This window comes from Pseudomonas sp. BGA-UO-ETr-WB11 (genome assembly GCF_059567785.1).
Genome location: NZ_JCAQOS010000008.1, coordinates 1 through 13,718 on the forward strand (window position 1 = coordinate 1; position 13,718 = coordinate 13,718).

12 protein-coding genes are annotated in these 13,718 nt (G+C 62.0%); 3 read left to right on the forward strand and 9 right to left on the reverse strand.

Annotated features, from left to right (window positions below; genetic code table 11):
- Positions 1-523 precede the first annotated feature (523 nt).
- From AC56DI_RS13725 to csiR, 6 genes are all read right to left on the reverse strand, one after another.
- Positions 524-1,258: a proteasome-type protease gene (locus tag AC56DI_RS13725; RefSeq protein ID WP_496346665.1), complete on the reverse strand. Its 735-nt coding sequence runs from the start codon at positions 1,256-1,258 to the stop codon at positions 524-526.
- A gap of 60 nt (positions 1,259-1,318) precedes the next feature.
- The gene (locus AC56DI_RS13730) at positions 1,319-2,116 is read right to left on the reverse strand and encodes a transglutaminase family protein (protein ID WP_496346666.1); all 798 of its coding nucleotides are present in this window, start codon (positions 2,114-2,116) and stop codon (positions 1,319-1,321) included.
- On the reverse strand, positions 2,113-3,063 hold the full coding sequence (locus tag AC56DI_RS13735; protein WP_324519813.1) for an alpha-E domain-containing protein: 951 nt from the start codon (positions 3,061-3,063) through the stop codon (positions 2,113-2,115). The genes AC56DI_RS13730 and AC56DI_RS13735 overlap by 4 nt, the downstream gene beginning before the upstream one ends.
- A gap of 12 nt (positions 3,064-3,075) precedes the next feature.
- Positions 3,076-4,485, reverse strand: a complete 1,410-nt coding sequence (locus AC56DI_RS13740) for a circularly permuted type 2 ATP-grasp protein (RefSeq protein ID WP_324519812.1) — start codon at positions 4,483-4,485, stop codon at positions 3,076-3,078.
- Positions 4,486-4,727: 242 nt separating this feature from the next.
- On the reverse strand, positions 4,728-5,951 hold the full coding sequence (locus tag AC56DI_RS13745) for a CaiB/BaiF CoA transferase family protein (RefSeq protein WP_496346667.1): 1,224 nt from the start codon (positions 5,949-5,951) through the stop codon (positions 4,728-4,730).
- Positions 5,952-6,209: 258 nt separating this feature from the next.
- Positions 6,210-6,905: a DNA-binding transcriptional regulator CsiR gene (gene csiR, locus AC56DI_RS13750; protein WP_496346668.1), complete on the reverse strand. Its 696-nt coding sequence runs from the start codon at positions 6,903-6,905 to the stop codon at positions 6,210-6,212.
- 171 nt (positions 6,906-7,076) lie between these two features.
- Here csiR and glaH point away from each other — a divergent pair, with 171 nt between their 5' ends.
- The 3 genes from glaH (at position 7,077) to AC56DI_RS13765 (ending at position 10,068) form a co-directional block, all read left to right on the forward strand.
- Positions 7,077-8,054 (forward strand): glutarate dioxygenase GlaH, encoded by a 978-nt coding sequence (gene glaH / locus AC56DI_RS13755; protein WP_496346669.1) that lies wholly within the window; start codon positions 7,077-7,079, stop codon positions 8,052-8,054.
- Positions 8,055-8,147: 93 nt separating this feature from the next.
- On the forward strand, positions 8,148-9,386 hold the full coding sequence (gene lhgO / locus AC56DI_RS13760; RefSeq protein WP_496346670.1) for an L-2-hydroxyglutarate oxidase: 1,239 nt from the start codon (positions 8,148-8,150) through the stop codon (positions 9,384-9,386).
- A 355-nt stretch (positions 9,387-9,741) separates the two neighbouring features.
- The gene (locus tag AC56DI_RS13765; protein WP_324519806.1) at positions 9,742-10,068 is read left to right on the forward strand and encodes a hypothetical protein; all 327 of its coding nucleotides are present in this window, start codon (positions 9,742-9,744) and stop codon (positions 10,066-10,068) included.
- 354 nt (positions 10,069-10,422) lie between these two features.
- Here AC56DI_RS13765 and AC56DI_RS13770 read toward each other — a convergent pair whose 3' ends face one another.
- The 3 genes from AC56DI_RS13770 to AC56DI_RS13780 form a co-directional block, all read right to left on the reverse strand.
- On the reverse strand, positions 10,423-11,790 hold the full coding sequence (locus AC56DI_RS13770; RefSeq protein WP_496346671.1) for an aspartate aminotransferase family protein: 1,368 nt from the start codon (positions 11,788-11,790) through the stop codon (positions 10,423-10,425).
- Between the two features lie 50 nt (positions 11,791-11,840).
- Entirely contained in the window at positions 11,841-13,232 is a 1,392-nt protein-coding gene (locus AC56DI_RS13775) for a glutamine synthetase family protein (protein ID WP_496346672.1), read from the reverse strand.
- Between the two features lie 85 nt (positions 13,233-13,317).
- Positions 13,318-13,686 carry a CoA transferase gene (locus tag AC56DI_RS13780; protein WP_496346673.1) on the reverse strand — a complete coding sequence of 123 codons (369 nt, stop codon included), beginning with the start codon at positions 13,684-13,686 and terminating at the stop codon, positions 13,318-13,320.
- Positions 13,687-13,718 lie beyond the last annotated feature (32 nt).

Consider the following 13,718-nt stretch of genomic DNA (forward strand, 5'->3'; position numbering starts at 1 on the left):
TCAGTTGACTAACAGTCTTACCTCACAAGCACCCACACGAATTGCTTGATTCAGTTGTTAAAGAGCGGTTGGCTGATTCTTTCGTCTCAACCGAGGCGCGCATTCTACAGCAGCCTCATTCCCTGTCAAGTGATTTTTGAAAATTTCTTTTCAACTTCAACCACTTGCGCCTTAGATCTTCTTTTCAGCTTCTCGTCAGCGGGAGGCGAATTCTACAGCATTTCAAACCGCTGTCAACATCCTTCTCAACCGCTTCCGATCAACTCGATCGAAGCACCGACAAGATCAAAACACCACCTTGTCAGCCCGGCGCATTCTACACAGCTTTCGCTGCTTTGCAACCCCTCTTTTTAAGCTAACTCTTTGTTTTCAAAAGAGTTTTCCGAGAGGTCTGCGCCGGAAGAGGTGCGAATTATAGACACTTAAACTGAGCCGTCAAGGACTAACTTTGATTTAGTCTGCACCTATATATAGGTAGCGCTCGCTGGGCGTAGCCAAGGTAACCCAGGCTCAGCCGTATGCCTTAGCCCCAGTAGGCTTCCGGCGGTGCGGGTAGCTCGCCGAGCAACTGACGCAGGCCTGCGCCCCAGTGCCCGCAGATACCTTCGAAGTAGGCGTCGCCTTCACACACGCGATAGCCGACAGGCACTTCCAGGCTATTGCGGTGATAGACCAACAGATCCAGCGGCATGCCTACGGACAGGTTGCTGCGGATAGTCGAGTCAAAGCTGATCAGCGCGCAGCGCAGGGCCTGCTGCAGTGGCGTGGCGTGCTTCAAGGCGCGATCGAGAATGGGCTTGCCGTATTTGCTCTCGCCGATCTGGAAATACGGCGTGTCCTCGGTGGACTCGATGAAGTTGCCTTGCGGGTAGATATTGAACAAGCGTGGGGACTCGCAACCAATCTGCCCGCCAACCAGAAAGGAACAACCAAGGTCCACGCCCTGCCCCAAGGTAGCGCTAGCGTCTCGCGCCAAGACCTCACGCAAGGTGGCGCCGACCAGGCCTACCGCCTCAAACAGATTACTGACGTTATGCAAGTGACTGCAGTCGCTGTTCAAGCGCTGGCGCAGCAGGCTGATCACCGACTGCGAGGTCGCCAGGTTGCCCGCTGACTGCAAGACAACCAGCCGTTCGCCCGGCACACCGAATACATGCAGCTTGCGGTAGGTGGCGATATGGTCGACACCGGCGTTGGTGCGCGAGTCAGAAACGAACACCAGCCCCTCGGCCAGGTTCATGGCAACACAGTAAGTCATAAGGCTCTCATCATTCAGTCGGCATGGCCGCAAGTAGCGGCCAGTTTATCCGACTTGACCTTATTGCTGGGTCTGTAGCGCATGAGGACTGACATACACCCGCGCATGCATCTGCTCACTACCGCCGCCACGGCGCATGCCGCGCACCGGACAGGCGTCGAGGTAGTCCAGGCCGATGGCCAGCTTGAGGTGACGCTGCGGACGCGACATGCCATTGGTGATATCGAAGCTGTACCACACGCCGTCAATCCACGCCTCAGCCCAGGCATGACTGGCCAAGTGCTCACTGTCGTCACTATATAAGTAGCCCGACACATAACGCGCCGGCACACCAAGACTGCGAGCACAGGCGAGGAACGCATGGGTATGGTCCTGGCAAACCCCGGCGCCACCGGCAAAAGCTTCAGCCGCAGTGCTCTCTACCGAGGTGATACCAGGGGTATAGGGCATCTTTTCACTCAGCCCATGCATCAGATCGATTAGGGCTTCGCGCTCACGCCGCTCGCCACACTGCAAAATGGCAAACTCTCGCAAGGCCTGGTCGGCCTGGGTCAGGCGCGTGCTGCGCAGAAAGGGCAGCGGCGAACCACTGTCACGCTCGCCATCGCTGTGCTCATCGATCTCGACCACGCCACGCGCGCCAATCACGATCGAGTCATGGGGCTGATCCATGGTCAGCACGTGCAGCACGTTGCCGTAGGGGTCGCGCTGCGCCCGCACCGGATGCGGCAAATCCAACTGCCAATTGAGCACATGCTGACGCGCACTTTCCTGCGGGGTCAGGCGCAGGTATTGAATGCTGCCGCGTACTTCATCGGCGTAGTCATAGGTGGTGTCATGACGGATAGAGAGTCTCATGCAGCCTCCAGATAAGCGCTGTGGATGGCATTGGCCAGCTCACGCACCTGCAGAATGAAGTCCGACAACCAACCGTGCAGGCCCTCGGCCAGGATGTCGTCGATGCCGGTGTAACGCAGCCGGGCATCCAGTTCGGCGACCAGACGTTGTGCCGGTCGACCATTGTTGCCAGGCAGGCTGGCAAGAATCTGATTGATTTCGTCCAAGCAGCTGCGCAGCGAACGCGGTACGTCGTCGCGCAGAATCAGCAGTTCAGCAACCTGGCGTGCGCCCGGCGCCTCGCGGTACAGCTCGGTAAACGCCTCGAACGCCGACAGCGCACGCAGCAGCGCGCTCCATTGGTAATAGCCATAAGCCGAACCATCGCTGATGCCGGCAGCGTCATCGCCGAGCATCTCGTAGCGTGCATCCAGCAGCCGCAGGGTGTTATCGGCGCGTTCTATATAGGTACCCAGGCGAATAAAGCGAAAGGCGTCATGGCGCATCAAGGTGCCAAAGGTGGCGCCACGGAACAGATGGGAGCGCTGCTTGACCCACTCGCAGAAGCGGCTGATGCCATAACGGCCCAGGCCTTCATCGGCGATGGTGCGCATCTCCAGCCAGGTGGCGTTGACGTTCTCCCACATGTCCGCCGTGATACGCCCGCGCACGGCGTGCGCATTACCGCGGGCGGCACGCAGGCAGCTGTAGATGCTCGCTGGGTTATTCGCATCCAGGGCGAAGAAGTGCAGCATGCGCTCGCCATGCAACTCGCCATGCCAGCCCAGATAGGCATCCAAGGTGCCGGTAATCAGCAGCGGCATGGCCAGCTCATCGAGGCCATCGCCACGGCCATCCTGTGGCATCAACGACAGCGAATAACTGACATCCAACATGCGCGCGAGGTTTTCCGCGCGCTCCAAATGGCGCGACATCCAGTAAAGGTCGGCAGCGGTTCTACTCAACATGACATCTTCCCCTTAATCCTCGACCACCCAGGTGTCCTTGGTGCCACCGCCCTGGGACGAGTTGACCACCAGTGAACCTTCGCGTAATGCCACCCGTGTCAGGCCACCCGGCACCAGCCGGGTTTCCTTGCCTGACAGGACGAACGGCCGCAGGTCGATATGCCGTGGCGCCACGCCGCTTTCGACAAAGGTCGGGCAGGTCGACAGGCTCAGCGTTGGCTGGGCGATATAGGCCGCCGGATTGGCCTTGAGGCGCTGGCGGAACAACTCGATCTCCGCCTTGCTCGCCGCTGGTCCGACCAACATGCCGTAGCCACCGGAGCCCTGGGTTTCCTTGACCACCAGTTCCGGCAAGTGCGCCAGCACATGGGATAGCTCTTCCGGCTTACGGCACTGGAAGGTCGGTACGTTGGCCAGAATTGGCTCTTCGTCTAGGTAGAAGCGGATCATGTCGGGCACAAAGGGATAGATCGACTTGTCGTCGGCGACCCCAGTGCCAATCGCGTTGGCCAGCACCACGTTGCCGGAGCGGTAGGCCGACAGCAGACCAGGCACACCGAGCATCGAGTCCGGATTGAACGCCAGCGGATCAAGGAACACATCATCCAGGCGCCGGTAGATCACATCCACATGCTTGGCACCGTCGGTGGTGCGCATATAAACGTGCTCGTCGCGCACAAACAGATCGGCCCCCTCAACCAGCTCCACGCCCATCTCGCGGGCGAGGAAGGCATGTTCGAAGTAGGCGCTGTTAAATAGCCCAGGCGTCAGCACCACCACGCACGGGTCATCCACCGGACTAGAGGTCTTCAGCGTCGACAGCAACAGGCTCGGGTAGTGATCGATAGGCGCAATGCGCTGAGCCGAGAACAGCTCGGGGAACAGACGCATCATCATCTTGCGGTCTTCCAGCATGTAGCTGACGCCGCTGGGCGTGCGCAGGTTGTCTTCGAGCACGTAATAGGTGCCGTCGCCGTCGCGCACCAGGTCAACCCCGGCGATGTGCGCATACAGGTCGCGGTGCAGATCCAGACCCTGCATGGCGATCTGGTAGCACTCGTTGGCCAGCACCTGCTCGGCAGGAATGATTCCGGCCTTGATGATGCGCTGGTCGTGATAGAGGTCGGCGAGGAACATGTTCAGCGCCTTGACCCGCTGAATACAGCCACGCTCGACAATGCGCCACTCGCGAGCGGGAATGCTGCGCGGAATGATATCGAAGGGGATCAGCCGTTCGGTGCCCTGCTCGTCACCGTAGAGCGTGAAGGTGATGCCGGCACGGTGAAACAGCAGGTCGGCTTCGCGCCGCCGCTGAGCCAGTTGTTCCGGCGGGGTGGCCGCTAACCAGCGGGCAAATTCCTGATAGTGCGGACGGCACTTGCCACGCGCATCGTACATTTCGTCATAGAACTGACGGGCCATGATGGACTCCTTCTCACCCGAGTAGGAGTGTCATCGCAAGGCCCGTGCCAGACCGCAAAGCCTCTATTTATCAATGCCTTATAAAATTAGCCGAAATACAAGGCACCGATTTGGTGCAAATACCCCCTGATTGACTAGGTGTAAATCACGAGGCGCACCGCTTTCGCGCAGAACTCACCAGTCAGCCAGTGACGGCGAATTCGAAAGCACCTGCGACCGCTCTGGCAGGCGCTCTTCGCGCGTTACAACACGCCACCCTGACGCAATGCGGCGATCTGCTCAGCGCTCAACTGCAGCAGGCGCTGCAGCACAGTGTCTGTGTGCTCACCGAGCAGCGGTGGAGCGTTGCGGTACTCCACTGGGGTGGCGGACAAGCGCAGCGGGCTGGCCACTTGCGGCGTGGTACCGCCGAGGCTGTTGGGCATGTCGATACGTAACCCGCGAGCCTGCACCTGAGCATCGGCAAACACCTCGGCCAGGTTGTTGATCGGCCCGCACGGCACGCCCGCCTGCTCCAGGGCAGAGATCCACTCGGCCGTGGTCTTGAACACCGTGGCCTGGCGGATCAGCGGGATCAACACATCGCGGTTGGCGACCCGCGCCTTGTTGCTGATAAAACGCGAGTCGTCGGCCCACTCCCGTTGACCGGCGACCTCGCAAAACTTGCGGAACTGACTGTCATTGCCCACCGCCAGGAGGAAATCACCATCCGCCGAGGGGAAGTCCTGGTAGGGCACGATATTCGGGTGGGCATTGCCCAGCCGCCGCGGCGATACGCCGCTGGTCAGGAAATTCATCGCCTGGTTAGCCAGGCAGGCCACCTGCACATCCAACAGCGCCAGGTCGACATGCTGGCCGATGCCGGTCTGCTCACGGTGATTCAGCGCCGCCAGCACACCCACGGTGGCATACAGGCCGGTAAGAATATCGGTCAGGGCCACGCCAACCTTCATCGGCCCTGCGCCCTCTTCGCCTTCCGGGCGCCCGGTCAGGCTCATCAAGCCGCCCAGGCCCTGGATCATAAAGTCGTAGCCGGCGCGCTTGGCGTAGGGGCCGTCCTGGCCGAAGCCGGTGATCGAGCAATAGATCAGCTTCGGATTGACCGCTTTCAGCGCGGCGTAATCCAGGCCATAAGCGGCCAGGCCACCGACCTTGAAGTTCTCCAGCACCACGTCGCACTGCGCCGCCAGCTCGCGTACCAAGCGCTGACCTTCCGGCTGGGTGAAGTCCACGGTCACCGATTGCTTGTTGCGGTTGGCGGTCAGGTAATAGGCCGCCTCACTGGTGTCGCGCCCCTCGGCGTCCTTGAGGAAGGGCGGGCCCCAGGCGCGGGTGTCGTCACCGCTGCCGGGGCGCTCGATCTTGATCACCTCGGCGCCGAGGTCGGCCAACACCTGCGCCGCCCAAGGGCCGGCCAACACACGGGTGAGGTCGAGAACACGGATATGCGAGAGGGCGCCAGACATGACAAGTGCTCCAAGAAAGAGGTCGGGCGCGCGCGTAAATAACGCCAGTGCCGCGACCGCAGTCGAGCACTCACCCATGGCTTCATCCTAGGAGGGCGGCGGGACGGCGGCAAACGAGGAATTCGCACGCAGCTGTGCCAATTACTCACTCCAGAACAGCAATAGGTTCTGTTGACGTAAGCGCGCATGCCGCGACGGAGGCTGTTTTGCCGCAGGGCAAGGCACGAGGAGTAGCGCCAGCCGATGTGCGCGATACGCTTACTCGGCGCTCTTCTGCCGAGCCTGTAACAGCTCACCGATGATGCTCACCGGACTGAGCAGGTGCGCCTGCATCAGGGCGCAGGCACGGGCGCTGTCGCGCCGCAGAATCACCTCGACCAACTCGGCATGCTCCTGGCGCTTGGCTTCCAGTGCCGCCGGGGAAAATACCGTCTGCTGCAACCACAGGTGGCGGTAGCGCTCGGCCTGATCGAACAGCGCGGCGCGCGCCTGCAGCAAGTGCTGGGAGCCGCAACCGGCAGCAATCGCAGCATGGAAGTCCTGGTGACGGGCATCCCAGAGGCTGAGCATCTCCTCGCCGTCCTTGACCTCCAACACCTTCGCCAGGCGGTGGGCGCTGGCGACAATCTGTGCCTCCCAGGCATCGTCGCCGCGGGCAATCGCCAGGCCGAGAATCATTGCCTCCAGATGGGCGCGGGCATCGTAGATGTCCGCCAGCTCGGCCAGCGACATCGGCGCCACGCGAAAGCCGCGCTGACTGATGGCCACCACCAAGTGCTCGGCCACCAGTTGCGACAGCGCCTCGCGCAGCGGCCCAACGCCCAGGCCGTAGCGCGCCTTGAGGGCGCTCATCAAGAGCTTTTCACCGGGCGCAAAGACGCCGCGCAGGATGTCGCGCTTGAGTGCCGGGTAACCACCCAGCGGCAGATTTTCTCGGGAGCCAGAAGCTTGCATCGCACCGTCCTTGCACAGATCCGCGGCCATCATACCGAATCAGCGAGCGGATGCTGTTGTGCACAGGGCGTAAGTTATTTTTGACACTTTCATAAAATGTCGATATTTTGAATTTACATCGACAATAGCTCGTCGCCACCGACAGCACCTCTATCGCCCAGGAGCATCGCCATGAGTACCTTTGTTCAGCTGAAAAACCTGGTAGTCCCCGCGCCACAAACCCTCAGCGGCTTCAGCCTGCAGCCCTCGCCACAGTCGCCGCGTCTGCTGCAGCTGAGCTTCCCGGCAGCCACCGTGCAGGCCTTTCTGGCGATGGTCGAGGAATGGCCGGTGCAGGCGCTGGAGTACAAATCCTTTCTGCGCTTTCGCATCGCCCGGATTCTCGATGACCTGTGCGACAACACCCTGCAGCCAGTGCTGATCAATACCCTGATGGACCGCGCCACAGGCGGCCTGCTGATCAGTGCCGAAGGCCTCGATCACGTGGCCCAGGCCGACGAGATGGTCAAGCTGGCCACCGCCGTGTCGCACCTGTTCGGCCGTTCCAACTTCGACGCCATGAGCGGCCAGTACTACGCACGCTTCGTGGTGCAGAACGTCGATGCCTCCGACAGCTACCTGCGCCAGCCGCACCGGGTACTGGAGTTGCACACCGATGGCACCTTCGTCGAGCAGGACACCGACTACGTGCTGATGATGAAAATCGACGAGCAGAACATGGAGGGCGGCAACTCGCTGCTGCTGCATCTGGACGACTGGGAAGACCTGGCCACCTTCAACCACCACCCGCTGGCCCGCCGCGAACTGCGCTGGACCGCGCCACCGAGCAAGCGCGTGGACAAGGACGTGTTCCACCCGGTGTTCGACAACGATGCCGAAGGCCGGCCGATCATCAGCTACATCGACCAGTTCGTGCAGCCGAAGAACTTCGAGGAAGGCAACTGGCTGACCGACCTCAGCCAGTCCCTGGAAAACAGCCCGGCCAAGCTCTCGGTCCCCGTGCCAGTGGGCAGCTTCCTGCTGATCAACAACCACTTCTGGCTGCACGGCCGCGACCGCTTCACCGCCCACCCGGGCCTGCGCCGCGAGCTGATGCGCCAGCGCGGTTACTTCACCCACGCCAAGGTGCTGCGCGAACCGCGTCAGTAATCCTTTTCCCGTGCTGGCGGCCAAATAACCCAGGCCGCCAGCGCTGCGCACAACCACGTTATGGCTTGGCCATCACGCACAACAGGTGATCCGGTGTACGACTTCATCATTATCGGCGGCGGCATTCTCGGCATGTCCACCGCCATGCAACTGCAGCGCACCTACCCCGACAGCCGCATGCTGCTGCTGGAAAAGGAAGCCGCCCCGGCTCGCCACCAGACCGGCCACAACAGCGGCGTTATCCACGCCGGTGTGTACTACACGCCCGGCAGCCTCAAGGCCAAGTTCTGCCTGGCCGGCAATCGGGCCACCAAGGCGTTCTGCGATCAGCACGGGATTGCCTACGAGGTGCCCGGCAAGCTACTGGTGGCCACCAACGACCTGGAAATGCAGCGCATGCAGGCGCTGTGGGAGCGCACCGCCGCCAACGGCATTGAGCGCGAATGGCTGAATGCCGAGCAGCTGCGCGAGCGCGAGCCGAACATCCAGGGCCTTGGCGGCATCTTTGTACCCTCCAGCGGCATCGTCAATTACGCCGAAGTGACAGCGGCCATGGCCCGCGAGTTCATCAACGCCGGCGGCGAGATCCGCTACGGCGCCAGCGTCACTGCACTGCAAGAGCGCCAGCAGGAAGTGCGCGTGCAAACCAGCGCCGGCGACTTTGCCTGCCGCTTCCTGCTCACCTGCGCCGGGCTGATGGCCGATCGCGTGGTGCGCATGCTGGGCATCGATCCGGGTTTCAGCATCTGCCCGTTCCGTGGCGAATACTTCCGCCTGCCGGCCAGCCACAACCAGATCGTCAATCACCTGATCTACCCAATCCCCGACCCGAGCATGCCGTTTCTCGGCGTGCACCTGACCCGAATGATCGACGGCAGCGTCACCGTCGGCCCCAACGCCGTGCTAGCGTTCAAGCGCGAGGGCTACCGCAAGCGCGATATTTCCTTGGCCGACAGCGCACGCATGCTCAGCAACCCCGGCATCCTCAAGGTGCTCAAGGCCAACCTGCGCCCAGGGCTAGGCGAGCTGAAGAACTCGCTGTTCAAGCGCGGCTACCTGCAGCAGGTGCGCAAGTACTGCCCGAGCATCCAGCTCGGCGACCTGCAGCCGCACCCGGCCGGCGTGCGCGCACAGGCGGTGTCAGACGCTGGCCAACTGATCGACGACTTCCTGTTCCGCCACAGTCGCCGCAGCTTGCACGTGTGCAACGCGCCCTCACCGGCGGCCACCTCGGCACTGCCAATCGGCGCCCATATCGTCGCCCAGCTTGGTCAGCAGCTACGCGAACTGCCGGTGTTTACCAAGACCAAAGTGGCCGTTGCCGAGGCGTAAGCCTGGCGCCAAACGCACCAAGCTGGGGCGTAAATAGCTCTGGAACCCGCGTTCCAGAGCCGTTTACGCATGACCGTTGATCGCCAAAAGCTGACTTATCGCTCATATCCGGCATAATCGCCCCGAGTAACAACCGAGCGGCAGCCAAAGTAGCTGCCCGCCTCTACCCGGACATGCCGTCGCCCAGACGCCAGCCGGGTATCGCGCAACAGGATGCGCGGCGCCCTAACACCAACAGTGGCGAACCCTTTCAGTCATTCATTGCCTTGTGTGCACCCGCCTTTTACCTGGCGCGGTCAACCTTTGCCGTACGTTTCTGTTGGTGCCGAGCACCGCCAATAACGAGGATTAACCCATGATCAAGTCTCTAGTAGCCCTTATCGGGCGCACCTTGAACCTGCTGCTGGGCGGTACCAGCCAGGTCAATACACTGCAGTTTTTCCAGGTCGAGCAGGATTACTTTGCCGCCAAGCAGGCGGATCAGGCTGTGGCCCTGTTTACCGAGACCTACGGCAAGTCGCCGCGTTATGTCGACACCGTTCACCCCTGGACCCTGCTCAAGGGTCGCACCAGCACCGGTATGCCGGTGGAGCTGCCGCTCAATGAAGTGTTGCGCCAATCCCTGCGCAGCGCCGACCAGCAGCCCCGCGCCGTGCACCTGTCGCTGAGCATGGACATGTAAAAGCACACCGCAGCAACAAAAACGCCCGGCAATGCCGGGCGTTCTCGTGTCTGCCGTAGCCCGGATGAAATCCGGGAACTAGCCTAACGCGATCAGTCCCCTCGTCCCTCAGGGGAGAGGGTTAGGGAGAGGGGATAAACCGGCAGTTACGTGCTGATTTCAGCCCTCTCCCCCTGCCCCTCTCCCATAAATGGGCGAGGGGGGCAAAGCACGTACAACCTTAAGTGAGCAGAGTTACGGCAATGCCGGGCGTTCTCGTGTCTGCCGTAGCCCGGATGAAATCCGGGAGCGGGGATGGCCTGCGCTGTGGCCCCGGATGGAATCCGGGCTACAGCCTGCAGAGGGCTGAACCTATCAGCCTTGCAGATCCTTCAAGGTCAGATCCAGGCACAAGCGCGCCTTGGTCACCAACTCGTCAATCTCGGCTTTGCTGATCACCAGCGGCGGCGAGATGATCATGGTGTCGCCCACGGCGCGCATGATCAGACCGTTGTTGAAGCAGTGACCGCGGCAGATCATCCCAGCGCCCTTGCCTTCATAACGGGCGCGGGTGGCCTTGTCCTTGACCAGCTCGATGGCGCCGAGCATGCCAACACCGCGCACTTCACCCACCAGCGGATGGTCGAGCAGCTCGCGCAGGCGCTTCTGCAGATACGGTGAGGTTTCTTCGCGCACGGTTTCGATGATCTTCTCGTCGCGCAGGATGCGGATGTTTTCCAGCGCTACAGCCGCCGCCACCGGATGACCGGAGTAGGTGAAGCCGTGGTTGAAGTCACCCGCGGTTTTGATCACGTCGAACACCTTGTCGCTGACGATCAAGCCACCCATCGGGATGTAACCCGAGGTCAGGCCCTTGGCGATGGTCATCAGGTCCGGGGTGTTGCCGTAGTAGTCGCTGCCGAACCACTCGCCGGTGCGACCAAAACCGCAGATTACTTCGTCGGCGACAAACAGAATGTCGTACTTGGCAAGGATCTCGCGGATCTTCGGCCAGTAGGTTTCCGGCGGCACGATCACGCCACCCGCGCCCTGGATCGGCTCGGCGATAAAGGCCGCCACCTTGTCCACTCCGACTTCGAGAATCTTCGCTTCCAGCTGCTCGGCGGCCCAGATACCGAATGCTTCCGGCGTCTTGTCGCCACCTTCGCCGAACCAATACGGTTGCGGAATATGCACGATGCCCGGCAGCGTGCCGCCCTGGGCGTGCATGCCAGCCATGCCACCCAACGCAGCGCCAGCAACGGTGGAGCCGTGATAGCCGTTGATGCGGCTGATGATCACCTGCTTCTCCGGCTGGCCTTTGACCGCCCAGTAGTGGCGGACCATACGCAGCATGGTGTCGTTGCCTTCCGAACCCGAACCAGTGAAGAACACGTGGTTCATGCCCTTGGGGGCGATCTCGGCGATCACCTTGGCCAGCTCCAGCACCGGCGGGTGGGCGGTCATAAAGAAGGTATTGTAGAACGGCAGCTCTTTCATCTGCTTGCTGGCGGCATCGGCCAGCTCATGGCGACCGTAGCCGATGGCGGCGCACCAGAGGCCGGCCATACCGTCGAGAATCTTGTTGCCTTCGCTGTCCCACACGTACACACCGTCACCTTTAACGATGATGCGCGGGCCAGTGTCGCTCAGCTGTTGGTAGTCGCTGAACGGTGCCAGGTGATGGTCGCGGCTCATGGCCTGCCATTTCTGGGTTTGTGGGTTCTTGTGAGTAGTGCTCATAGCGCCTCCGATTTCGTGGCAGTAGGGCGACCGATCGGGTCGCCACCCAATTAGCTTCTGGCCAGCAAATGCTTGATGGCGAAGTCCGCGTCGGCGGCCTGCTCGCTCAATTCATGCTGCTTGATCATGTTGTACAGCTCGATAAACGGTGCGCCGAACACCTCGCCGAGGATCGGGCAGGCCTGCAATTCCACCAGCGCCTCGCTGAGGTCCGCCGGCAACGCGCCGCGCTCCGAGACGGCCGGACGGTCGCTGACTTCCGGCCCCGGCTCGATCTGCTGCTGCATGCCAGCCAGACCGGCACCGAGCATCAGCGCCAGGCTCAGGTACGGGTTGGCATCACCGCCCGGCAGGCGGTGTTCAACGCGGCGGTTGGCTGGATCGGAATGCGGCACGCGGAAGGCCGCAGTGCGGTTGTCATAACCCCACTCGACGCTGGCCGGCGAGGCATCCGGGCGGTGCAGGCGCACGTAGGAGTGCGCATAAGGCGCGAGGAACGCCATCGACGCCCGCGCCGAGGCCTGCCAGCCACCGATAAAGTGCTGCAGCCGTGCATGCGGCGAACCGTCAGCAGCGGTAAATGGGTTGTTGCCCTCGGCGTCGGCCAGGCTGATGTGCCAGTGCAAGCCGGTGCCTGGCTCGGTCAGGTACGGCTTGGCCATAAAGGTCGCGTAGCAGCCATGGCGGCGAGCAATCTCGCGGGCCAGGCGCTTGAAGCGGAACACTGCATCGGCCTGAGCCAGCGGCGCATCCGGGCCGAAATTGACTTCGTACTGACCCAGCGCCGACTCATGGCCGTAGCCGGTAATCGGGATGCCCTGGGCTTCACAGGCGGCCCACAGCTCGTCAAAGAACGGCGTGAAGCTGCTGGCGGTTTCCGCCGAGGCCAGGTCGTGGGAGCTTTCAATATGCGGCACCTGGGCCGACATACCGTGGGCCACCTGCAGGCCGCCATCGGCGGCGCGCTGCGGATGCACCAAGAAGAACTCCAGTTCCGGCGCCACCTTGGCGGTGTAGCCAGCAGCCTTGAGACGGGCCAGTACACGCTTGAGCAACTGCCGTGGCGACAGCTCAGCCACCTCGTACTGGCAGTGACCGTCGGCGGCGGTAAAGCTCGCCTCGATATCGCAGATCACCGTGGCGCTCGGCACACCTGCCAGCGGATCACGTACCAGGGTGCTCCAGTCCGGGCGCATGGCCATGTCCGGAAACATCGGCGGGAAAATGCGCTTAAACACTTCCGGTGGCTCGCCGCCAGTGACGGTCAGACCGAGAAACAGCGAGGGCATCTTCGCCGCCAGGGTTTCAACAAAACTGGCAGTGCTCATGACCTTTCCGCGCGCCACGCTGGTCAGGTCAGCAAACACCAACTCAACCCGACGAATGTCATTGGCCTGCAACCAGCTCTGGGCTTCGCTGGCGGTGGATAAATGGGGATGCATGGGAGTGAAACCTCAAGGTCAAAACGCAAGGCGCTATCGCTGCAGCACGCTTGCAGGAAGTCAGGCAACCGCTGGGCCCGGCGCGTCAGCCACCGACGTTGGCAGGGCTCGGCGCCAGTGCCGCGCACGGTACACCGGCAAAACGCAGGGCCGCCATCCACTCGTCGGTGCGGTGTTCAACGGTGGCCCGGCGCAACACGCCATTCAGCTCATGCTCATGACGGATGCGCGCACCATGGGTCGCAAAGCGTGGGTCATGCAACCACTGCGGCTGGCCGGCCAGGTGGCTCAGCTCGGCAAACTGCTGATCGGTGCTGACCGCAACAAAGAACGCGCCATCGGCACTGGGGAAGATGTGGCACGGCGCGAACTGCGACTGACCGCCCGCCGTCGCCTGCGCAGCAGCCGGATGGGCATTGCGGCAAGCCTGGCGGTGAGCGAGCATGTCGGGCATCGAAGCCGTCCTCAAGCAGCAGCTAAACCCTG